Raw genomic sequence first — 21,234 nt, 5'->3', positions numbered from 1 at the left:
GGGGGCTGAGGATGACTGACAGCAAATTGAAAGCTTCAACGTGCGACATGCCTTGCCGATGAAAAGCCAATTGAAGCGTGTCGCGGTGCTGGGTCTCGCGGGACTTGTCCTGGCCATGCCTCTCGCTGCCCGAGCCGACGAGGACGATGACGGCGACCATGACCGGGCGCGGGATCTGTACGAGCACGGCGAAATCAAGGGTCTTGCCAACATACTGGACGTTGTCCGCGCCAAAGCTCCCGGCGATGTTGTTGCGGTCGATCTCATCCGCAAGGCAAACAGATGGGTCTACCGGTTCCAGGTCGTCGATGCAGATGGCCGGCGAAGGACCGTCGACGTCGACGCCGGTGCCGGTGTCATCATGCCTGATGGGGAGGGCGACTGATGAAGATCCTCCTGGCCGAGGACGAGCCGCGTATCGCGGCCGATATCGCTACAGTCCTTAGGGCATCCGGAATGGCGGTTGATACCGTTCGCGATGGAGAGGCTGCCTGGTTCGCCGGCGATGTCGAGAACTATGATGCAGCGATCCTGGACCTCGGTTTGCCCAAGCTCGATGGTCTCACGATATTGAAACGTTGGCGAGCCAACGCCCGCCGGTTTCCGGTTCTTATCCTGACCGCAAGGGGGATGTGGACGGAGCGTGTCGAGGGCATCAATTCCGGTGCTGACGACTACCTTCCCAAGCCTTTTGAAATGGAAGAACTGCTCGCCCGGTTGCGGGCAATCCTGCGTCGCTCAGCAGGGCAGGCGGCACCAGTGTTGAGATCCGGCCCGCTGCTTCTGGACACGCGCCAAATGCGGATATCGCTTCGCGGCATTCCCGTTTCCCTATCGCCGCTGGAATACCGGCTCCTGGCGTTTCTGATGCATCATGCAGGGCGGGTGGTGGCGCCGACCGAACTGGCTGAGCATCTTTACGATTCAGGGAACGACCGCGATCCGAACACGATCGAAGTCATTGTAGCGAGGCTGCGGCGGAAGCTCGGCAGCGATGTCATCGAAACACGACGCGGGTTCGGGTATCTGATGCCCGATGATCCCGCCTGATGGGCAACTCGATCCGCTTCCGGCTGTGGTTGGCGGCAACCATCTCGATTCTTGTCGCACTCGCCATCGCCGGCGCCGGCCTCCGCTATCTGTTCGAACTTCACGTTGAACGACGCGTGGTGGGCGAGCTGACGGTTGACCTCAACGAGTTGATCGGCGCAACGATCTTCGCAAGCGATGGCCGCCTGATCGTGACCCCAGCGCTCACTGACCCGCGTTTCGCCAATCCGCTGTCCGGTTACTACTGGCAAGTGGAGGACATCGCCACCGGCAGCCTTGAGCGTTCGCGATCATTGTGGGACGCCAAGCTGGTCCTGCCTGCCCGGAGCGCAAGTGGTGAGCTGCGAGCGGTCGAGGAGTTCAAGGGCCCTGGTGGCGAACTCAGTATTGCGGTCGAGCGTACGATCATCGATGCCGGAGGCCGTTCCTTTCGCGCAATCGTGGCGGAAGATCATCGAACCGTGGAGGTGTCTGTAAGCGAATATGTTCGCGATCTTGCTCCAGCCCTCCTGATGCTTGCGGCAGTTCTCATGGCCGCGTTTTTCATCCAGATCACCATCGGCCTTGCGCCGCTGGAGACCTTGCGGGTCGCCGTCAGAAACGTGATCGCACAGCGAGCGGCACGGCTCGATGTGGTGGCACCAAACGAAGTGCAGCCGCTCGCCGACGAAATCAACCGTCTTCTCGATGCCCAGGAGAAGGCTCTTGCGCGAGCCCGCTCGCGCGCCACCGATCTGGCGCACGGCCTGAAGACGCCGCTGCAAGTGCTGTCGGCCGATATCCGTACGTTGCGAATGAAAGGCGAGACGGGTCTGGCCAACGAGATCGAGAAGAGCGCCGGAGCGATCCGGCGCCATGTCGAGCGGGAGCTGGCGCGTGCCCGCCTTGCGCCAGGCGTCTCCGGCAAGGCATCCTGCCGGGTGTCGGACGTCGCGGCTGGCGTCATTGCGGTCGTCAAACGGACGCCAAGCGGCAAGCAGCTTTCATTCAAGATGGACGTCGCAGAAGTTCTGACGGCGCCGATCGATGAAGGCGACCTGTCTGAAATCCTCGGCAATCTGGTCGAGAATGCCGCACGCTATGCAAAGTCGTCAGTCCGTGTCGGTGCATCCGCCACCGCTGGCGAGGTGATCGTCACTGTCACCGATGATGGCCCAGGTATACCCGATGCCGATCGGGAGACCGCCTTGTCGCGTGGCGTCCAGCTCGACAGCAAGAGCGGCAGCAACGGCCTTGGCCTTGCCATCGTTTCCGACATCGTCGAAGCCTATGGCGGACGCCTTGCCATGGCTAACGCCGATCCGGGTCTGGTCGTGACCATTTCCTTGCCGCGACACAGTTGAGCGTGCTTCAGGCAAAGCCTGGGAAATAGTCGACTTTTATCTTCGAGCGGCGAACGCCCATGGCCAGCAGTTTCTGGCGCAGCGCCTTGACCATCGCCTGCGGGCCGGAAATATAGAAAGTCCGCTCGAGGTAGTCGGGGATAGCCAGGCGCACCAGGTGCTCATCTATATGTCCGGCATATTGGCCCCGCTCTGCGCTTCGAGCTACAGCATGCACCGTCTTGATGCCAAGCTCCTGCCTGGCGGCGCCAAGCACGTCGCGATAGGCGATGTCCTCTTGGCTCTCGGTTCCGTACAGAATCACGATCGGCCGTGCCTCCTTCCGGTCAAGGAGATACTGCAGCATCGAGCGGAACGGCGTGATGCCAATGCCTCCGGCCAGGAAGGCGATCTTGGTTTCACGCTTGGCGGGCAGCGTGAAGTTGCCGGCCAGTTGCGCGGCGTGGATCTTGCTGCCTGGCTTCATGGTCATCAATTCGCGCTTGAAGGCGCTTGATTGCGGATAGAACTTGACGCCGAGGCGGACCGTTTCCTCCGTGGGCGCTGATGCAACCGTGAAATAGCGGCGGTTGCCGCGATTGTCGGCACGATCGAGGCCAAGCGTCCATTCGAGATACTGGCCGGCCTCAAAGGCGAGCTTGCGGGGCGACCGGAAGATGAAATCAAAGCTGTCGACTGCCGATTGCTCGATGCGTTCCAGGGTCAGCACGAAGCGTCCCTTGGGGCCCGCCGCATAGGCAAAGAGGTTGCCGGCGAGTAGCGCCAGTTCCGGTGTGAAATAGAACGAGCCCATATGGATATTGGGAGCAAACAGTAAGCCGACGATGGCGGCAAAGACGATCCGCGACCAAGGCATCGTCGGTGCGGTCAGCGGTTCGGTCAGCATCACAAAGGCAAAGAACAGCAGAGGCGACGAACCCAGGGTCTCAGTAAGCGCGGTCCAGTACTGCGATGGGTCCGTGGCTGCCAGAATGGTCGCCAGCGCCACGATAACGAAGGTCGAGACTAGATCAAGCCGGCGCAGTTTCCGGACAATGAGCATGCCGCCGAAGAGCACGAGCGAAAGCAACGCCAGATTGCCGCCAACCCACCAGGTGGCTGGTTGGTCGAGCAGCAGCGCGGACAGCGCCACGCCCAACGCAGCCGGATTGAAAAGGTGCTTCCGGCCGATAGCGAGAATGAACTTGGATGATATCGCCCAGACGGACGCGAGTGCCACCGCCGCGATCCCCTTTGTGTCCGTGACGGCTACCGGATCAAGGATGAGCGCTACAATGAGAGCGGTGATGTAGACGGACTCGTTGTTAGCCGGTACCGCGAAGGTATGCGCAAAGACCTTGTTGGTGAGCCAACAGGCGGCCAGCGCCAAAGCCGTCGTGAAGGCGAGTGCAATCGGATCATGCGGTATGAGATTCAAGAAGCCGAGCACGAACGCCGCGCCGACCAGCGCCATCAGATAGTAGAGGACCAGCCTGTACATGGTCACGTGATCGAGAAATCGGTCGACTGTTTTGATCATGGCAGGCAAAAGGCCCCGAACCCGGTTGTCGGCGTGGCGCGGCCATTGGCGTCGACGACATACCCCTCCAGGCCTGGCGTCTGCTCGATGAAGATAATGCCGTCCCGGCCCATGGCGAAGGCAGCGGTGGCGAAACGATCGGCTTCGAGCACATCGGCGCCGATGACGGTCAGGCTGACGATGTCCTGGATCGGGCTGCCAATTCCATGCGGGTTGTAGATGTGTTGACCGCGGACATAGGTGCCCGAGGTCGCGACACCGCGACCGCGGGGATAGACGACCTTTACGACCTCGTCCTCTTTGAAGGGATTGCGGATGCCGACACTCCAGTCATGGCCCGAAGCATTCTTGCCGCAGGACTGGACATCGCCTCCCGCCTCGATGAAGAAATCGCTGATGCCGGCCCGTTGAACAATCCCGGCCGCATTGCGGATTGCCCAGCCCTTGACAATGCCGGAAGGATCGAGCGAACCGTCGGGCTTGCGAATATCAAAGTATCCGGCGGTTTCGCTTCTCGTCCGTTCGGCAATGGCCAGCACTTCCATCATCTCGCCACTCCAGTCGACGACTGGAACGTCGCCGCGGTTTATGGCCGTGATCTCGCTGTCGGACCGGTATGTGCTGAAGCGCTGGTCGATGTGCTCGAAATAGCCGAAGACGGTGTCGATCAGCTCACCGTTCGACGCGCCGCCGATGTCGACCGTAACGGGCATGCCCATCAAAATTCGCGTTTCTCGCATGGGACTAGGAAGACGCTTTCTTCAGCGCGCCGCGCAGCGACTGGATAAAGGCCCTGCTGGTCAGTGTCGCGCCCGAAATAATGTCGACATTGGCGCTTTGGGCGCTGATCGCTTCGTCGCGCAGCATGGGCAGCGCCTGCCTGTTAATGCTGATGGAGGTGCGGCGATCGGAGGGATATTTCAGCACTTTCAGCGCCGTAAGCTGCCCACCCTGTACGAGGGCCTGAATCTGAATGATGCCGTAATAAGCATCGGCGGGCGGGCCGGTGTAGACGCCGTCGGCATAACCCTGTGCGGCCAGTTGCATACCCGCTGGGACAACACGTGCGGGCGCGTCCGGATATGCCGGCCTCGGCTGTGGGACAGGTATGTAGACGGCAGGAGTTATGGCGAATGACGATGCTAATGACGAGGGATCGGTGACAGCCGGAGCCGCTGCCTGCTTAGGTGGCGTTGGCGACCGATGTGGTGCCATCGGAACCGTTATCTGCTTGGCTGGATCATTTTGCCGTTCGGTGGAAACTGCTATGCCCGCCGTCGTTTCCCGGGCAATCGGGAACCTTGTTCGGAACCGCAGGTCGATCGGCACCGGCAGGGGCCGAAGCATCGGCAAAGTCGCTGCGGATGCCGGCTCTTTTGGTTGCTCGGCAGGTGCTTCGACTGCGTTGGGCGGCAGCGCGTCGCCAAGCATATCGTTTGCCGGATCCTTGCCGGCCTGCTCCCATGCATAAGCGCCCGAGGCGGCGATCACGAAAAGTGACAAGGCGATCTGTTTCATCGGAATTGTGTTCCACGTTGAATCTGGCAAGGCGATCCGTCTGGTTCGCTTCGGGTGCAATATCCCACGACTAAGCTGACAACTGGCTGTCAGCCGAGTTCAAGCTGGGAGGGGCGCGCTTGAAAGCTCAAGGGGAGAGGGCAAATTGACTTGTCCTAGATCAAGATTCTCGCATAAGCAGCGAGGTAGGAAGGTCCACTTAAGCGAGGTAAGCTGCCTATGACTGTTGCCAACGAGCCGGCCGGATACACCAAAACCCAGATACTGCTGCATTGGGCAATCGCGGTGCTGATCGTCCTGCAGCTTGTAATTGGCGAGGACATCAAGCCGGCTTACCGGGCGCTCTCGCGCGGCACCGAGCCGGCAGCTGCCGACATCTTCAACGCGAATATTCATGTCTATGTCGGTTTGACCGTTCTGGCGCTGGCGATCTGGCGGGTTGCGGTCCGTCTATTGCGCGGCGTGCCGGCTGCACCATTCGAAGAAGGCGCGGCGTTGAAGCGGATCGCCGCTGCCGCCCATTTCCTGCTTTACCTGTTTATTTTCGGGATGCCGATTACTGGGGCACTGGCATGGTACTTCAGCTTTCGTGCGATGGGTGAGATACACGAGCTTGCCAAGCCGGTGATCATCGTCGTCGTCGGGCTCCATGCGGCGGCCGCATTGTGGCAGCACTTCTATGTGAAGTCGGATGTGCTTGTCAGGATGCTGCGGCCGCAGCGCACGTCATGAGCCGTCTGCATGCAGAGAACCATCTCGTATCGCGCGTCGGCTGGTTGCGCGCTGCCGTTCTCGGCGCCAATGACGGCATCGTCTCGACGGCCAGCCTGATCGTTGGTGTGGCGGCAGCCAATGCCGCTGCCTCCAACGTTCTGGTGACCGGCGTAGCGGGACTGGTCGCCGGCGCGATGTCGATGGCGGCCGGCGAATATGTCTCGGTCAGTTCACAGTCCGATACCGAGCGAGCCGACCTTGCGCGTGAGAGAGGGGAACTGGCGACACAGCGAGACTTCGAGCGACAGGAACTTGCGAACATCTATGTCAGGCGGGGCGTGGAGCCAAAGCTGGCCTTGCAGGTCGCCGACCAATTGATGGCTAAGGACGCGCTCGGCGCCCACGCACGCGACGAACTCGGTATTTCGGAGATGACGACGGCAAGACCGATTCAGGCCGCGCTGACCTCAGCGGCTGCATTTTCGGTTGGCGCGGCCATGCCATTGGCGATGGTGCTTGTTTCGCCGGCCGCCTGGCTTGCCGCAACCGTATCCGTTGCCTCGCTCCTCTTCCTGGCCGTGCTGGGCGCCATCGGTGCGAAAACTGGCGGCGCCAATGCGTTGAGGGCAACGGTTCGAGTCACATTCTGGGGCGCGCTGGCGATGGCGCTGACGGCCGGCATTGGCGCCGTCGTCGGTACTGCCATCTGATTCATTCGCCTGACGAATCGTTCTTCCGAATTGCCACAGGCAAAAGGCGCAAGAAACAACTTGGCGACCCACGTTGAATGGGACTAGTGCGGTTCGCTAGATCGTCCGTAGAGCGGTGACGGTACTTTTCGAGACAGCTTGGGCACGCTGTCGAACGCCGTAAAGTGCAAAAATCGCCCGATTGGTCCCGATAGTTGGTGAAACCTCAAAATATTTTTTGCGGCGTTTCGAGCGGCAAGCAAAGAAAAAATCCAGGTAGATCAATAATCTAGCTGGGTCAGAAACAATCGAATGGGAGTGAGGGTACAAACGGCGGCAATAGCGTAATTTCGGCGGCGAATTTCGCCGTCACGCAATGTCGTTGCAGTCCGTACCTTACTCCGCACAGCTGGCGTTCTCCGGTTCTGCCTCGCTGGTTCGATCTGCGCCCAGTTTCGGGATGATGTAAAGTCGCTTAAGAGGGTGGGAGTGCTCTCGCGTAGAACGGCGTGCATAAAGGTGGGTCCGCTTTGCGCCGCAATGGCGTCTTTGAATCTTACGATGATCCTGAACCCCGCCGTTCGTTCATTGGTGCTGCGGCTCAGGCGGACGGCCGTGTCCGATTCCACGATCATCAACATGCTAGCAACACGTACGCGGGACGAGGCCGTCCAATGCTACGGTAACTTACCTGCCTGATTCTTGATCGTTACCTCGCTCCAGCGCTCAATCTTAGTGAGGAGGAACTAGCGTGACCTCGGTGGCTCATCGATGTCAGCGCACTTTGGCCGCCGCGGTCAACCTCCACCGCCTTGCAATGACGCCAAGCGCAAGCGACTTATCGGGAGTCAGCTTGGTTCCCGCCGACGCACAAGGGTTGATCAAGCTTTGAGGGCATARGACATGCTGGGACGCACGAACATTCAGCTCAAAATGCGCGCTCTGATTGTCGATGACGAGCTGGCGAAACCAGGCAGCTCACGCGGGCGTGCCGTAGCAGAACTGGTGGAGGAGTTTCGCCACCAGAACGTAGGGGTCGCTGAAGCAACCTCATACGAGGACGGCCTGGCGATCGTGAACTCGGATGCCGGCCTGCACTGTTACTTCGTGGATTGGACGCTGGGAATGAACGACGAGGGCAGTCACGCTGCAGCGATCGAGGTGCTGCGCGCCATCCGGGCGCGCAACTCTCGAGCACCAGTGTTTCTCATGGCCGACCGTGATACCAGGGGTTCGATGACAGTCGAGGCGATGCAGCTCGCCGATGAGTTCGTTTGGATGCTGGAGGACACGGCGACATTCGTTGCCGGCCGGGCGCTCGCAGCAATCCGGCGGTATCTGGCACAACTTCTGCCGCCGTTTACTGATGCACTTTTGCGTTACAGCCAGTCTGACGAGCACTCCTGGTCGGCGCCCGGCCATCAGGGCGGAATTGCCTTTGCCAAGTCGCCGATAGGGAGGGTATTCTTCGATTTCTTTGGTGAGAACCTATTCAGAACCGATAGCGGGATAGAAAGGGGCAATCTCGGCTCACTTCTCGATCACAGCGGACCGGTGAAGCAGAGTGAGGCCTTCATCGCCCGCGTCTTCGGTGCAGATCTATCCTACTCTGTGCTCAATGGCACGTCGGGATCCAATCGGACCATCTTCATGGCCTGCGTGGGCGAGAATCAGTTCGCGCTTTGCGACCGAAACTGCCACAAATCGATCGAGCAGGGGCTGGTGCTTTCCGGCGGCATACCGATCTACATGACCCCGACGCGCAACCGGTACGGGATCATTGGGCCGCTACGGCGCAACAGCTTCAAGCCTGAGGCAATCGCCGCTGCTGTCGCCTCCCACCCGTTGCGCGCGCAGGCAAAGGGCGACAAGCCTGTCTACGCGGTCGTCACGAACTGTACCTACGACGGCATGTGTCTCAATGCCGAGGCAGCCGAGGCCGAGCTGGGCAAAACCATTGACAGGTTGCACTTTGATGAAGCGTGGTATGGCTATGCCCGCTTCAATGCCATGTACGCCGGTCGCCATGCGATGCGGGGCGACCCTAAGACCCGTGCCAAGGATGGTCCCACACTTTTCGCTACGCACTCGACGCACAAACTGCTGGCGGCGCTGTCTCAGGCGTCCTTCATCCACATACGCAACGGGCGTAATCCCGTTGAACACAGCCGCTTCAACGAATCCTTTGTAATCCAGGCGACGACGTCACCGCTTTATTCGCTGTTCGCGTCGAACGAAGTCGGCGCTGCAATGATGGACGGTGAAAGTGGCCGGACGCTTACCCAGGAGGTCATCAGAGAGGCAGTGGATTTCCGCATGGCGCTGGCAAAGGTGCATCGCCACTTTGCGGGCAGGGACGAGTGGTTCTTCCATCCCTGGAACGCCCCGCAAGTTCGCGACGCGAAGACCGGTGCAATGGTCGACTTCGCCGATGCCGACCGCGACCAGCTGGCCAACGACCCGGAGGCCTGGGTCCTTGAACCTGGCGCAGCGTGGCACGGATTCGCCGACCTTGAGGAGAACTGGTGTATGCTTGATCCCATCAAGGCAGGCATCGTTACGCCGGGCATGGGTGACGACGGCAAACTGCTGGAGCGGGGCATTCCGGCCCCCGTGGTGTCTGCCTATCTCGGCCGCAATGCCACGATACCCTCACGCACGACTGACTTCATGGTGCTGTGCCTCTTCACCATGGGCATAACGAAGGGCAAGTGGGGCACACTGATCAGCACGCTGCTGGACTTCAAGACCGACTACGACGCGAACGCGCCGCTTTCACAGGTACTGCCGGCAATCGTCGCAGTCGCGCCGGATCGCTACCGCGACATGGGCCTCCGCGATCTTGCTGACGAGATGTTCGAGGCGATGCGGGCGATGCGCGTAGATGCGCTTCAGGCCGCCGCCTTTGGAAACCTGCCCGAGATCGTGACGACGCCGCGTGCCGCATTCCAGCAGCTGCAGAGTGGAAATGCCGAGCTGCTCAAGTTGGACAAGACTGCGGGCCGCGTCACCGCGGTCGGGATCATGCCGTACCCGCCCGGCATACCCATCGTGATGCCCGGTGAGCGCATGGGCCCGGTTGACGGCCCTTGGCTCTCGTTCATCCGTGCCCTTCAGGAATGGGGCGAGCGCTTCCCCGGCTTCGAAAAGGAGGTCGAGGGCGCCGTACACAAGCAAGGCGGTTACCACATCTGGTGCTTGAATGAGGCACAGAACCCGCTTTGATCGTAGTCCGGGCAAATAGATGACTCGCGCCATTGCAGCCGAGCTTCGCCGGCGATCAGTTGCTGGTGTCAGAAAGTGGCCGGTCCGCACGAGCTATGACCTGAGCTAGATTGTCGGGGATTGTTGTCCGTGTCTCACTGCCTCAAGGCCAGAAGCGTTAGCGCGCCTCGGCGTCAATGATCGGTTCGCAGAGTTCGTTGCTTCGGCGTTCGCTAGCGCGATACCTGGCGGGCATACCACCTTCCTTCGAGACCCATCCGAAGAAGAATCCGGGCCAGTTGAAATCATAGCACTTCCGCTGTTCTGCGCGCGTCGCCGCGTCGCCGCGTCGCCGCGTCGCCCATCAGCCCAAACTGGCGATAAATTGTTTCGCTCGACAGCCCTGTGTCCACGGAAACCACCAACACAGGCAATAGCGGGCAGCCCCGTTTGTGCAGCCGGCCAGCCATTACGGCGAGGACTGGTCCCCAGCCGTTTGCCAGGTCGCCAAACTTGGCGCTCAGCTCTCCATAAGTTACCTTGCGTCCCACACGCGCCGCAGCTGCGATGTAGAGGGCGACGTCCAATCGAAATCTATCTGACATTTGGTTTGTCACAGCTCTATGAAGATCGGGAGCAGTTAGCCTGAATGACCAGCTAGATGGGAACCCTGTGGCACAGCCCGTTGGGTCGCGACGCCAAAATCTTGCTGCTTGGTGCCACTGCGCAGATCGTCATGTGCGAATAGTCCATTCGACTTGCCTGGGCGCCGCCAGACGTCGTGTCCCCGCCAATTTCTTCATGCTTTGATTAATCGGCTCGGAGGACAGCGGCGCAAAGTTGGATCCCTTTGCGCCGCCGCCTCCTCGACGCAGGTGTCCTGTCGTCAGTCGCAGGAACAGGATCGCGAAAACACGTCCCAGTTTCCGCCAGCCGTTCAGCGCCTGCGGTTGGATCTTTTTCCTGCGTACCGTTCGCATCGATGATTCGTCCGAATTGATCTTGCAACGCTGCGACAAGTATTTGCGCTTAGCTGCCAAGCTTCATAATGGAGGGTCGAGCGGGTCCGAGAGGTGTGCGCCAGTGGTCGAACAGAGTGCAGCGGTCGTTCGAACACTGGCAGCCATACCGACTGCGGCAGGTCTGGCCGCGCGCTTGGCCTCTGCTGAGCTTGAGCGACACAACATCGATCCCGCGCGGTTGCTGACGCGCGCTGGCCTGTCTGCCTACGCGGCGCGTTCTAATGGCACCCGCCCCGCCGGGTTCGTCGGTGGAGGGGGTTGGGGGTGGCTTATGGGGCCCCTGGCAGGCGCGCGATTCGCATCGCCTTCATAGGGTTCAAAGCGAGGCTGGCCGTCTTGCTAGCAGCCTGGCTGCCGAGCCCCTGGGGAAGAAACCAACGCGAATTTGCGGTGTTGCCGTTCGTACCTGCACCCTGCGAACTCGCTAAGGCGGCCTCGGCCGGTGTCCTCCCTCCCGCAGGCGGGGACGCGCTTGATGGGCCCCGCAGCGGTGGGAAGTCAGCGCGGTGAGGAGCTACAGGCCCCCAAATGGAGGGACTAGATCACCAGGAAATCCGCGTTGGTGAGCGCAAGGTTTGCAGCCAGCGTGGCGAAATGGGTCGAGCCGCCAGCGGCACTGCCGTTGCTGTCATAATAGAGCCAGCCGGTGTCGGTCTCGTAGATGATGTGGTCGTTGCCGTCACCCGCAAGGCCAGTTGTGTTCTTGACGAACTGGTCGGCCGTCAGCGTGCCGTTGCCGCCAAGCGCTGCAAAGATGGCGTTATCGACCCGGATAGTGTCGTCGACCACCGAGAAGTCTGTGATGCGGTCGACATTGCTCAAGGCGTTGAGCGCCGTGGTGAAGTGGAAGCTGTCGTTGCCGGTGCTGCCGGACAGCGTGTCGTTGCCGAGCAGGCCGTTGATGACGTTGTTGCCGGAATTGCCGGTGATGACATTGGCGATGGAATTGCCGGTGCCGTTGATAGAAGCCGCGCTGCGCAGCGCCAGGTTCTCCAGTTCCTGACCGGAGAGGTTGAAGGAAACGTAGGCCTGCACGTTATCAGTGCCCTGGCCATTGGCCTCGATCACGTGATCGCCGGCATTGTCGACATAGTAAGTGTCGTTGCCCCGGGCGCCGCTCATCGTGTCGGCACCGCCGAGCCCGTTGATGATGTTGTTGCCAGTGTTGCCGGTGATGATGTTGGCAATCGAGTTGCCGGTGCCGTTGATGTTGGCAGATCCGAGCAGCGTCAGGTTTTCGACCGAGCCCAATACGTGCGCAGTGTCGGAGAGGCTGAAGCTGATCGACGACTGCACTGTGTCAATACCGGTCGAGCCGGCGAGGCCCTCGTTGACGATGTCGGAGGCATTATCGACGATATAGACATCGTTGCCTGCGCCACCGACCATCGTGTCGGCGCCCGTGCCGCCGTTGAGGTAGTCGTTGCCTGCCATCCCGCTGAGATAGTCGTTGCCGGCGCTGCCGTAGACAGCGTCGTTCCCGTCGTAGCCGTAAATTGTGTCGTTCCCGCCAAACCCGTCGAGCCTGTCCGCGTAGATGCTACCCAAGATAGTGTCGGCTCCGGCCAGCGCAGTCACGACGACTGCTGCGTCGTCCGCCCTCGAGTAGGTGGCGGCAGCATCAAGGATTGCGCTAAACGGAATACTGATGCCGGATATCGTGATTGGCTCATAGCCGTAGGCGTCATCGACGTGGTAGCTGGTAACGATGCCACCGCCGTTCGGCTGTACATATATATTATAGTAGTTGTCGTAATAATAATTGTAGGTGAACCCGTATCCTGTAAAATGATCTGCCAAACCATTACTGTAATTCAACTTGAAATCTGTTGAGCTGTACACATAATTGGTGAAACCGTTAATCGAACTAAAGTCAAAGTCGGACCACATGTCCAAAGGGATGTCGGCGTTGATGAGCGCCATGATGATGTGTTCTCCTGTATAGAGCGATGGATGGTTATTATTGCAACGTACAGATAAGGATTGAGATCGGGTGGCGCCTGTCGCCGCACGCCAAAGACTTGTGTTTGGCTGTCACGAGCGCTTATGCCACGCGCGTACCACACATTCCGGCCCAGCCAGCCGGACTCCACTATTCCTTGAACGCCCTGTGCAGCTGGTCCGATAGCGGCTTCATTGCATAGGACCAGACGTCGCGCTCGCCGGTCTGGATGTGGACTTCCGCTGGCATCCCCGGCTGCAGCCGTCTGGCATCCTGCAAGCAGGCCTGCAGGTCGTCGACGGTCGTGCGTGCGACGAAATAGGAAGTTTGCCGCTGCGGGTCCTTGATCAGGTCAGCCGACACCCTCTGCACGGTGCCCTCGCATTCGGGCGTCGTGGCAGCGTCGAAGGCAGAGAAGCGGATCGACACAGACTGGCCGGGGCGAACGTCGTCGACGCTGGAGGGGGCGATCATGGCGTCGACCACGAGCCGGTCCTGCTCGGGCACGATCAGCATGATTGTCTCGCCCGGAGCGATGACCCCGCCGATAGTGTGGACGGCAAGCTCCTGCACATACCCTGACTGGGGTGCACGGATTTCGGTGCGGGCAAGCTGGTCCTGCGCGACCACCTTGCGCTCGACAAGCTCGACCTCCTTGCCGTCGAGCTCGCGCAGCTCCTCGTTGACGTCCTTGCGCATCTCCTCGTCGACCTGGAGGGCCTGCAGCTTTGTCTCGCTGATCTTGCCTTCTGTCTCGGCGATGGCGGCCATAAGGCGGCCAGATTCGCCCTTGAGCCGCGACAGCTCGAGCTGGAGTGTGCTTACCCGCTCGAGCGAGACGAGCTTTTGCTCATAGAGCGTCTGAAGGCTGTTGTAGTCCCTTTCGACGAGCGCTGCCGATTTGTCCGTCGCCTCCCGCTGGGCGGTCAGGCCTTCAATTTGCTTCGCCAACTGTTCCGAACGAACCTCGAGCTGGGCCTTCAGCCCTGTCGAAGCCTTGGTCCGGCTTTGGAACAACGCCTTCTCGCCGGCAACCAAGGCGTCGACATCCGCCTCTCCGGCGCGTCTGGCAAGGCTGTTGGGCAGCTTGATCTCGGGCAAGCCCAGCCGCTCCGCTTGCAGACGCGCCTGGCGGGCGAGCGTGCGGTCATATTGTTGTGCGATGATCTGTAGGTTGGCACGGGCAGTTGTATCGTCGAGCCGCACAATAACATCGCCCGCCGAGACGCGGTCGCCTTCGCGAACCAGGATCGCACCAACGACGCCACCAGTCTGGTGCTGGACTTTTTTGGCGCTGCTTTCGACGACAACGGTGCCCGACGAGATGACGGCCCCTGCGAGTGATGTCTTCGCCGCCCACGCGCCGACACCGCCGACGAGCAGGATCGATACCGCCAGGCCGAACAGGATGTTGGCCCTGATGCCTTCGCCGGAATGCGTATTCTTTTCTGAAACGGACATTGAAATCACCGAGGTCACTTTCGATCGTGTAAGGGGACGACAGTCGAGGTCTGCCGCAAAGCTGAATGAGCCGCTGGTTGTTGCGTATGGGCCACCGGACGGGTGATGCCGGCAAGCACTTCTTCCTTCGGGCCGAAGGCTTGCGAGGTCCCGCCTGCCATCACCAGCACCTGGTCGAGATTGGCCAGCGCCGATGGGCGGTGGGCGACGACGATGACAATGCCGCCACGCTGGCGCACGCTCTGAATGGCGGTAGCGAGCGCGACATCGCCGTCGGCATCGAGATTGGAGTTAGGCTCGTCGAGCACTACCAGAAAAGGTTCTCCGTAGAGTGCCCGCGCCAACCCGACGAGTTGCCGCTGCCCGGCCGAGAGCGCGCTGCCGCCTTCGCCGATGCGCGTCTGGAACCCATCCGCCAGCCTGAGAATCATTCGGTCGATTCCAGCCGTCCGCGCCGCTGCCAGGATGTCCTTGGGATCGGCATCCTTGTCGAAGCGGCAGATGTTTTCTGCGACCGTTCCGTCGAACAATTCGATAGCCTGTGGCAGATAGCCGATATCCCGCCCAAGGGCCTCGGGATCCCACTGTTCGAGCGCTGCATTGTCTAGCCGGACCGTCCCGCGCAGCGACGGCCACGCACCGACAATGGAGCGCACCAGGGTCGACTTGCCGGATGCGCTCGGCCCGACAACGCCCAACCCCGTCCCCGCTTGCAGCGTGAAGCTGACGTTCTGGATAAGAGCATTCTGCTGGCCTGGCGCAGTAACTGTCAGGCCTTCGACGGACAGCGTGTGCTGCGGTCGCGGGAGCGCCATCGGCTGACGCTGCTCGAAAAAGGCGTTCAACGTTCTGGATAGCTGGTCGTAGCTTCTTCGCGCAGAGATAAAGCCCTTCCAGTTTGCGAGCGCGACATCGACTGGCGCAAGCGATCGGCCCAGCATGATAGAGGAAGCGATAATGACGCCCGAAGACGCCTCGCCTGCCATAACGAGGTAGGCGCCGAGGCCGAGCATGAGCGATTGGAGCATCATGCGGAACGTGCGTGAAAGCGCGCCGGTCGCACCGATGACGTCGAAAACCCGCCGCTGATCCTGCAAGAAGCGCAGGTTCTGCTCACTCCAGAGTCTGCCGAAGCGGTTGGAGAGGCCCATAGCGCGGATGACTTCGGCATTGCGGCGGCCCGCGTCGGAGCAGGAAGTGCGGGCAACTATCGATTCGGATGCACGCCTTGACGGCGCGCGCGCGAGCCCTTCGGCGACGAGGGTCAGTAGTACGATGACCACTGCTCCAAGCGTCGCTAGGAGCCCGAGTGATGGATGCAGCATGTAGATGATGACGAGGTAGAATGGAATCCACGGCAGGTCGAAGAAGGCGGTCGGACCGCTTCCGGAGACGAAGCTCCTGATCTGGTCGAGGTCACGGATCGGCTGGATGCGCGATCCCTCTTGTCCTGCCCTCAGCGGCAGCAGCAGCGAGGCTGCGAATGCCTTGCCATGCAGCTTCTGGTCGAGTGCGTTGCCAATCCGAACGAGCAGGCGCAAGCGGACGAAATCGAGCAGGCCGTAGACCGCGTACAGAAAGACCGCGATGATGGTGATGCCGACAAGCGTAGGTACACTGTGCGACGGCATCACGCGATCGTAGACCTGCAGCATGTAGAGCGAGCCGGTCAGGCCGAGGATATTCACTATGCCCGAGAAAACGGCCACCGCCGTCAGCGCCCCGGCACACTGCCAGAACGCAGACTTCAGTTCATTGCCCCGAGTCGCTGCGGCGAACGTCTGCAATGCCATAGTATATCCTCGATCCTTCTTCCTGCACCAACCCGAAGCGACGGCGTCGAGCCATGTGTGACTGGACTCAATCCGGTGGGTCTGGCGTTCTTCGCTTAGGTGGATGCCTTGTGCACTGACGCAAGGACAGTGGCGGCTGGGCGCAAGTCGTTGGCGGTGCCGATCAACTACATTGGCTGCAACGGCGGCAGCCGCCGCTCAGGATCTGCTAGGACGATGACAAGCCACGCCGGTACTGGGACGGAGTCTTGCCGGTCCAGCGCCGCGCGGCATGACTGAAGGCGCTTGGCTGATGGAAGCCCAGCAGCCATGCGATCTGGGAGATTTGCAGGCCCGGCTCCTCCAGGTGGCGAATGGCGAGATCACGCCGGAGATCATCCAGAATGGCCCCGAAGCTAAGCCCTTCTGCCGCGAGGCGGCGTGCGAACGTCCTCTCGCTTAGCCCGAGGCTGCCGGCCACCTTCTTCGCGCTCGCCTCGGCGTGGGGCAGGAGCGGCGCGATGGTGTTCTCAACTATCGTGCGGAACGGGCCCACGTTGGTGGGGCGGGCGGCCATCGCCTGCTCGCAATTCTCGACCATCAGCCGGTTAAGGAATGGATCGGCGGCCACCAGCGTCCGGTCCAGCAGCGCAGGGTCGAGTATCAACTCGTCCGAGTCGACGCCAAAGTTGACGTCGCAGCCCAGGAGGTTCCGCGCACGGCGCAGATCGCCCGAGCGCTGGTGGACGAAGTTCGCGACGAGCGGAGAAATCCTGTGGCCGACGAGTTGCCGGCAGAGCCGGACGAGCGTCAGTGCGAAGGACTCCATCTGGTGCCGGTCGAGGTGCCGCGGCACGCCTGCATAGGAAAGCGCGAGCCGGAAGGTCGAGCCCTTGTGCATCCGCAAGATCAACGCATGATTCGCCGCCTGGGCGTACCGTTCGAGGCGGCGTAGAGCATCGCCGAGGCAATGCGACGAGGCGGCGACGTAGTAGAGCATGCCGAGTTCGCGCAGATCGAATTGCTCGGCCAGGTTCAGGCCGAGGAAGTCGTCGCCGAGGGTGCGCGAAGCCTGCTCGAGGAATTCGATCTGCGACCTGACATCGATCCGACCGTCGTGATCGGGGGCGACCGCTGACAGTCCGGCGCGGGCGAGCAAAGGGGCCGGATCGATGCCGCGGCGTCGGAGTTCGGCTACGGCGAGGCGCGTGGCCAGGCCGGCCGTAGTCGGCGCCGCTGCGAGTTGTCGGAAAACAGGCTCATTCTGGTCGGCCACGGTCGTCCGGTATCACGACGCGATTAACGCTTTATGAGCCTTTGGCGGCTCAGCGCAAAACTTTGTACCGTGCCGCAAGACGGGTGTGCCCATATCTCAGCCCATGACACCGCCTATGCCGTACTCCATCGGGTTGTTTATCGAGCGGGCAGCAGTTGGCACGACCGCAAGATCGCAGACCGGTATGAAGAGCAAGCATTGCTGGCCATCTGTTCTTATTCTGCGACCAGCCGAGGCGACCGCCGGGCCAAGGCCGACTACCTATTGCCCGTTGAGGCACGGGCGAACTCGACCTGGAAGAGCACATGCAGGCCATCCTGCAATCCATCATGCAGGGCTGATCGGCGCCGGTCGACGCTGAAGCGAACTTCCGCTTCTGGCCCCCAAACCGGATCTGCTTCTGCCGCGACGTGAACGGCAGCTGTGCCCCTCATCTCGGCCGTAGAACCCAGTCCTGCCAACCACTGAAAGCAGACACTAGCGGCAACCACGCTGGAGGTCGCAGTTGCCCAGCACCGGAGGTCTATTTTGCAAATTTTCGACCTTTCTGCACGCTCCTGTTGGGGTCGCATCTCCGCCTTTCGGACAATGGATGCCCACATCGCCGGGCTCGGTCTTGCCAATGCTCGCCAATAGCGGCAGTCTCAGCCTCGACTGGCTGGTCATCGAGTGCATGGCAGTTACCTTGGATGCTCGCGAAATCCTAGACAGACTGATCGCGACCCATCGAGGCTGCATAGAAGCATGGGACACATCGAGGATGAGGCGGCTGGTCAATATGTGGATCGCCGCCGCCGTCATTCTTTTGACCTCAATTGGCGAGACTGCCGCTCAGATCCGATCCTGCAGCAGGTTCGTGTTGCCGCTCGCCATGAGACTGCGCGCCAACCTTCTAATTGCCTGCGCGAGCTTAGCCATATCGATAGCTGGCTGTTTGCCGGTGTCGGCTGCCACGCGGAATATCGTTCTGCTTTTTGACGAACGGGTCGAACTGCCTGGTCTATCGGTGTTGAGCGCGGAACTAGTCCATACACTGCAGTCCAACTCCACCGAGCCAATCGAGGTCTATCGCGAGTCGATGGATTTGTCCCGATTTGGCTCAGATTCTTACAACACGCTGCTGCGGGACTTCCTCCGTGCAAAATATGCCGAGAAGAAGATCGACGTAGCAGTTGCCGTCATGGCCCCTGCGCTTAATTTCCTTTTGAACTACGGTGATCAGATATTTCCGAACACACCAATTGTGTTCTGCGGGCTTGATCGAGGACAACTTGGCACGCGTGCGCTCCCACGCAACGTGTTCGGCGTTCTTGTAAAGAGGCAGTTTGCGCCGACACTTGAGGTTGCACTTCGTCTCCAGCCCGCGACCGAAGGCGTTGTTGTCGTTTCCGGCACGACGGACTTCGACAAGAGCCTTCTCGCGGCGGCGCAGAAGGAGTTCCGTCCGTATGAAAACCGGGTTTCGTTTACTTACCTGTCCGAACTCCCCCTGGAACAGCTTCTCGCGAGGCTTTTCGCATTTGCCGCACGGAGACATCGTCCTCTTCGTCTCGATGTTTCGAGACGGCAGCGGCCATCCCGTCGTTCCACATGAGGTCGTTGAACGTGTTTCCAACGCGGCAAGCGTGCCCGTCTATGCCTTTGTCGATCAATACCTCGGTCGCGGTATCGTAGGGGGAAGCCTGTATAGTTTCACCGCGCATGGCGCTGAGACAGCCAAGATGGTTCTGCGGCTGCTGACAGGCGCGGTGCCTCAGCAAAACTTTTCCGAAGTCTCCAGCAGTAAGCTAATGTTCGACTGGCAGCAGATGCGACGCTGGGGTATCAGCGAGGCCCGTCTCCCTCCAGAGAGCCAAATCTACTTCCAAGAGCTAACCGAATTGGAACGGTATCCCTGGCAAATTGCCCTTGTGACTGCGGTTGTTCTGATACAGGCCGGGCTTATTGCAGTCCTGCTGCGTGAGCATCGTCGGCGTCAAGTGGCCGAAGTCCAGTCCCGGCAGCGCATGGCAGAGCTTGCTCATGTCGGCCGCGTCTCGACCGCCGGCGAGCTGACCGCCTCCATTGCCCACGAAATAAACCAGCCGCTCGGCGCTATTCTGATGAGCGCCGAATCCGCGGAATTCATCCTGAAATCGCCGAGCCCCGACATCCCTGAACTCGGCGACATCGTGAGCGATATCTTGCAGAATAACCGGCGCGCTACCGACGTCATCCAGAGGATGCGCAGCCTCCTGAAAAAGGCACCCTTCGAACTGAAAAGCCTCGACCTCAACGACCTCGCACGGGAAACCGTCGAATTTCTTTCGGCGCTAGCAATCGGCCGAAAAGTCGAACTCCTCAGCGTGATCACACCGTATGCGCTTCCGATCCTCGGCGACCGCATTCAACTTCAACAAGTCGTTGTGAATCTTGTCGTGAACGGGATCGACGCGATGAACGAGACGCCGAGCGAAAATCACACCATCAGCATCCGGACTTCGCGCGTTGAACAGTTTGCCGAGTTGTGCGTGTCTGATCGCGGACCGGGCATTCCCGAAGACAAATTGGAAGAGGTCTTCGAACCATTTTTCACCACCAAGGCGGAAGGCATGGGCATGGGGCTGTCCATCACGCGCACTATTATCGAGGCGCACAATGGACTGATATGTGCGAAAAATCAGGATCACGGCGGTGCGTCGTTCCGGATCAGACTTCCTCTTGTCCGATAGTTGGTGATGCCTCGCGCGTCCAATTCGAGTTCGCAATGCATCAAAGCGGACATCTGCCGACGGCCATGAATTTATGGTGGTTCTGGTGCGTTAGAGGTTTGCCCGCGCATTAACGCCGTGCCGGGTCAATAGCCGTTTCTAAGGGCGAATAAGGGCAACCGTGCTGGTTGGTTCAATCCTCTGCGGTGGTGCTACCTCGACCGAGGCAGTTAGGGTTCCGTCGGGGTGAACCTCCCAGACGAGCTTGGCATCCTCATCTTCCATGACCGGGTCAACCGAAAGGCATTGTGCGTAGACCTGTTCGAATTGCCCAGTAAAGGCTCCGAGCGAGTCTGGAAGTTGCTGATCGCAATCCTCCTTCGTTTCGAAGATGGAAACCGGGGCGGGCAGTTCATGGCATTGGGAAAGACCATCCGAACAACCGACGATCAGAAGCAAGGCGGCGATGTCTTCAACGGGCGGGGAGACGTCCTCGTCCGCCAAAGGTGCAGTCACGTGATCCGCCAGCGGGAGAGTCATCAGCACCAGCACAGCCAAGGCAAGAACTTGGCTCGATAAGCGGCGTCGCTTCGGCAAGACAGCGATCTTCATGGCTGATTTCCCTCCACCTGACGTAGGGGCAGCAGCCATCATCCTCCGAATTTCGTATAGCCGATATTGGCCCTACGGCCATTGCACGTGCGGACAGAAGTTTCCGACGCGGCATCGTCCTATCTCAATAGTGCATGGCGTCGATGAGCTACAAGGCGACGGGAAACATCCGCGCCATCCAGATACTGCTCGGACATTCCAAGATTGAGAACACGGTCCGATATCTGGGGGTCGACGTGGAGGACGCGCTGCTCTTGGCAGAGCGGACCGAAATCTGACGTTGAGCGGTCATCCGGCGCGACGCGGATGACCGCTTCGACGGGTTATCAATCTCAACGGCCCCGACCACCATGGGGTGGAAAGCGGTCAGTCCGGTGGCGAGGTGCTAGTGACCGCTTCGTGTCACATACAGACCTGTAGAA

General features: G+C 60.4%; 17 protein-coding genes and 1 pseudogene. 9 read left to right on the top strand and 9 right to left on the bottom strand.

What is annotated here, in order from left to right; genetic code table 11:
* Window positions 1-70: 70 nt before the first annotated feature.
* Genes AC1D0I_RS23850 through AC1D0I_RS23840 form a run of 3 tightly spaced genes read left to right on the top strand, consistent with a single transcriptional unit; the run spans window position 71 to window position 2,393 of the window.
* Complete coding sequence (locus tag AC1D0I_RS23850; RefSeq protein WP_477304602.1) at window positions 71-385, top strand: PepSY domain-containing protein; 315 nt, start codon at window positions 71-73, stop codon at window positions 383-385.
* Window positions 385-1,050: a response regulator transcription factor gene (locus AC1D0I_RS23845; RefSeq protein WP_477226102.1), complete on the top strand. Its 666-nt coding sequence runs from the start codon at window positions 385-387 to the stop codon at window positions 1,048-1,050. Before AC1D0I_RS23850 ends, AC1D0I_RS23845 begins: the two co-directional genes overlap by 1 nt.
* Entirely contained in the window at window positions 1,050-2,393 is a 1,344-nt protein-coding gene (locus tag AC1D0I_RS23840; protein WP_477398152.1) for a sensor histidine kinase, read from the top strand. Before AC1D0I_RS23845 ends, AC1D0I_RS23840 begins: the two co-directional genes overlap by 1 nt.
* A 7-nt stretch (window positions 2,394-2,400) precedes the next feature.
* Here AC1D0I_RS23840 and AC1D0I_RS23835 read toward each other — a convergent pair whose 3' ends face one another.
* The 3 genes from AC1D0I_RS23835 to AC1D0I_RS23825 are packed head-to-tail and all read right to left on the bottom strand — an operon-like array spanning window position 2,401 to window position 5,430.
* The gene (locus AC1D0I_RS23835; RefSeq protein WP_477304606.1) at window positions 2,401-3,912 is read right to left on the bottom strand and encodes an RnfABCDGE type electron transport complex subunit D; all 1,512 of its coding nucleotides are present in this window, start codon (window positions 3,910-3,912) and stop codon (window positions 2,401-2,403) included.
* Window positions 3,909-4,631, bottom strand: coding sequence for an FAD:protein FMN transferase (locus tag AC1D0I_RS23830; RefSeq protein ID WP_477398150.1), 723 nt, complete (start codon window positions 4,629-4,631; stop codon window positions 3,909-3,911). The genes AC1D0I_RS23835 and AC1D0I_RS23830 overlap by 4 nt, the downstream gene beginning before the upstream one ends.
* Window positions 4,632-4,656: 25 nt before the next feature.
* Window positions 4,657-5,430, bottom strand: a complete 774-nt coding sequence (locus tag AC1D0I_RS23825; protein ID WP_477398148.1) for an FMN-binding protein — start codon at window positions 5,428-5,430, stop codon at window positions 4,657-4,659.
* 285 nt (window positions 5,431-5,715) lie between these two features.
* On the opposite strand from AC1D0I_RS23825, the gene AC1D0I_RS23820 reads away from it, so the two are divergent.
* The 3 genes from AC1D0I_RS23820 to AC1D0I_RS23810 all read left to right on the top strand — a co-directional run bounded on the left by AC1D0I_RS23820 (window position 5,716) and on the right by AC1D0I_RS23810 (window position 10,058).
* A complete protein-coding gene (locus AC1D0I_RS23820) occupies window positions 5,716-6,162 on the top strand; it encodes a cytochrome b (protein ID WP_477304612.1) in 447 nt (148 codons plus the stop codon).
* Window positions 6,159-6,854 (top strand): VIT1/CCC1 transporter family protein, encoded by a 696-nt coding sequence (locus tag AC1D0I_RS23815; protein WP_477398146.1) that lies wholly within the window; start codon window positions 6,159-6,161, stop codon window positions 6,852-6,854. The genes AC1D0I_RS23820 and AC1D0I_RS23815 overlap by 4 nt, the downstream gene beginning before the upstream one ends.
* 882 nt (window positions 6,855-7,736) lie before the next feature.
* Entirely contained in the window at window positions 7,737-10,058 is a 2,322-nt protein-coding gene (locus tag AC1D0I_RS23810) for an Orn/Lys/Arg family decarboxylase (protein ID WP_477398144.1), read from the top strand.
* 713 nt (window positions 10,059-10,771) lie between these two features.
* On the opposite strand, the gene AC1D0I_RS23805 is transcribed toward AC1D0I_RS23810, so the two are convergent.
* From AC1D0I_RS23805 to AC1D0I_RS23785, 5 genes are all read right to left on the bottom strand, one after another.
* The gene (locus AC1D0I_RS23805) at window positions 10,772-11,017 is read right to left on the bottom strand and encodes a hypothetical protein (RefSeq protein ID WP_477398142.1); all 246 of its coding nucleotides are present in this window, start codon (window positions 11,015-11,017) and stop codon (window positions 10,772-10,774) included.
* A gap of 579 nt (window positions 11,018-11,596) precedes the next feature.
* Entirely contained in the window at window positions 11,597-12,859 is a 1,263-nt protein-coding gene (locus tag AC1D0I_RS23800; RefSeq protein WP_477398140.1) for a calcium-binding protein, read from the bottom strand.
* Between the two features lie 292 nt (window positions 12,860-13,151).
* Window positions 13,152-14,462, bottom strand: a complete 1,311-nt coding sequence (locus AC1D0I_RS23795; RefSeq protein WP_477304622.1) for an HlyD family type I secretion periplasmic adaptor subunit — start codon at window positions 14,460-14,462, stop codon at window positions 13,152-13,154.
* A 14-nt stretch (window positions 14,463-14,476) separates the two neighbouring features.
* On the bottom strand, window positions 14,477-16,255 hold the full coding sequence (locus tag AC1D0I_RS23790) for a type I secretion system permease/ATPase (RefSeq protein WP_477398138.1): 1,779 nt from the start codon (window positions 16,253-16,255) through the stop codon (window positions 14,477-14,479).
* A 208-nt stretch (window positions 16,256-16,463) separates the two neighbouring features.
* Window positions 16,464-17,510 (bottom strand): AraC family transcriptional regulator, encoded by a 1,047-nt coding sequence (locus AC1D0I_RS23785; RefSeq protein ID WP_477304626.1) that lies wholly within the window; start codon window positions 17,508-17,510, stop codon window positions 16,464-16,466.
* A 592-nt stretch (window positions 17,511-18,102) separates the two neighbouring features.
* On the opposite strand from AC1D0I_RS23785, the gene AC1D0I_RS23780 reads away from it, so the two are divergent.
* Both AC1D0I_RS23780 and AC1D0I_RS23775 read left to right on the top strand, forming a co-directional pair.
* Window positions 18,103-19,104: a hypothetical protein gene (locus tag AC1D0I_RS23780; RefSeq protein WP_477398136.1), complete on the top strand. Its 1,002-nt coding sequence runs from the start codon at window positions 18,103-18,105 to the stop codon at window positions 19,102-19,104.
* On the top strand, window positions 19,064-20,221 hold the full coding sequence (locus AC1D0I_RS23775; RefSeq protein ID WP_477398176.1) for a sensor histidine kinase: 1,158 nt from the start codon (window positions 19,064-19,066) through the stop codon (window positions 20,219-20,221). Before AC1D0I_RS23780 ends, AC1D0I_RS23775 begins: the two co-directional genes overlap by 41 nt.
* A gap of 138 nt (window positions 20,222-20,359) precedes the next feature.
* Here AC1D0I_RS23775 and AC1D0I_RS23770 read toward each other — a convergent pair whose 3' ends face one another.
* Window positions 20,360-20,812: a hypothetical protein gene (locus AC1D0I_RS23770; protein ID WP_477228632.1), complete on the bottom strand. Its 453-nt coding sequence runs from the start codon at window positions 20,810-20,812 to the stop codon at window positions 20,360-20,362.
* A 137-nt stretch (window positions 20,813-20,949) separates the two neighbouring features.
* On the opposite strand from AC1D0I_RS23770, the pseudogene AC1D0I_RS23765 reads away from it, so the two are divergent.
* Window positions 20,950-21,090, top strand: a pseudogene (locus AC1D0I_RS23765) (integrase); the annotation flags it as partial.
* Window positions 21,091-21,234: the final 144 nt, after the last annotated feature.

This window comes from Mesorhizobium sp. P2_D1 (genome assembly GCF_056404455.1).
The sequence above is the reverse complement of the archived record's forward strand: the minus strand, read 5'-3'. Positions and strand labels throughout refer to the sequence as shown.

What these genes read in the sequence shown, in the direction of transcription:
- AC1D0I_RS23845 (WP_477226102.1), top strand. Translation starts at nt 385, where the DNA reads ATGAAGATCCTCCTGGCCGAGGACGAGCCGCGTATCGCGGCCGATATC.
- AC1D0I_RS23840 (WP_477398152.1), top strand. Translation starts at nt 1,050, where the DNA reads ATGGGCAACTCGATCCGCTTCCGGCTGTGGTTGGCGGCAACCATCTCG.
- AC1D0I_RS23835 (WP_477304606.1), bottom strand. Translation starts at nt 3,912, where the DNA reads ATGATCAAAACAGTCGACCGATTTCTCGATCACGTGACCATGTACAGG.
- AC1D0I_RS23830 (WP_477398150.1), bottom strand. Translation starts at nt 4,631, where the DNA reads ATGGGCATGCCCGTTACGGTCGACATCGGCGGCGCGTCGAACGGTGAG.
- AC1D0I_RS23825 (WP_477398148.1), bottom strand. Translation starts at nt 5,430, where the DNA reads ATGAAACAGATCGCCTTGTCACTTTTCGTGATCGCCGCCTCGGGCGCT.
- AC1D0I_RS23815 (WP_477398146.1), top strand. Translation starts at nt 6,159, where the DNA reads ATGAGCCGTCTGCATGCAGAGAACCATCTCGTATCGCGCGTCGGCTGG.
- AC1D0I_RS23810 (WP_477398144.1), top strand. Translation starts at nt 7,737, where the DNA reads ATGCTGGGACGCACGAACATTCAGCTCAAAATGCGCGCTCTGATTGTC.
- AC1D0I_RS23805 (WP_477398142.1), bottom strand. Translation starts at nt 11,017, where the DNA reads ATGCGAACGGTACGCAGGAAAAAGATCCAACCGCAGGCGCTGAACGGC.
- AC1D0I_RS23795 (WP_477304622.1), bottom strand. Translation starts at nt 14,462, where the DNA reads ATGTCCGTTTCAGAAAAGAATACGCATTCCGGCGAAGGCATCAGGGCC.
- AC1D0I_RS23790 (WP_477398138.1), bottom strand. Translation starts at nt 16,255, where the DNA reads ATGGCATTGCAGACGTTCGCCGCAGCGACTCGGGGCAATGAACTGAAG.
- AC1D0I_RS23780 (WP_477398136.1), top strand. Translation starts at nt 18,103, where the DNA reads ATGCCCACATCGCCGGGCTCGGTCTTGCCAATGCTCGCCAATAGCGGC.
- AC1D0I_RS23775 (WP_477398176.1), top strand. Translation starts at nt 19,064, where the DNA reads ATGTTTCGAGACGGCAGCGGCCATCCCGTCGTTCCACATGAGGTCGTT.
- AC1D0I_RS23770 (WP_477228632.1), bottom strand. Translation starts at nt 20,812, where the DNA reads ATGAAGATCGCTGTCTTGCCGAAGCGACGCCGCTTATCGAGCCAAGTT.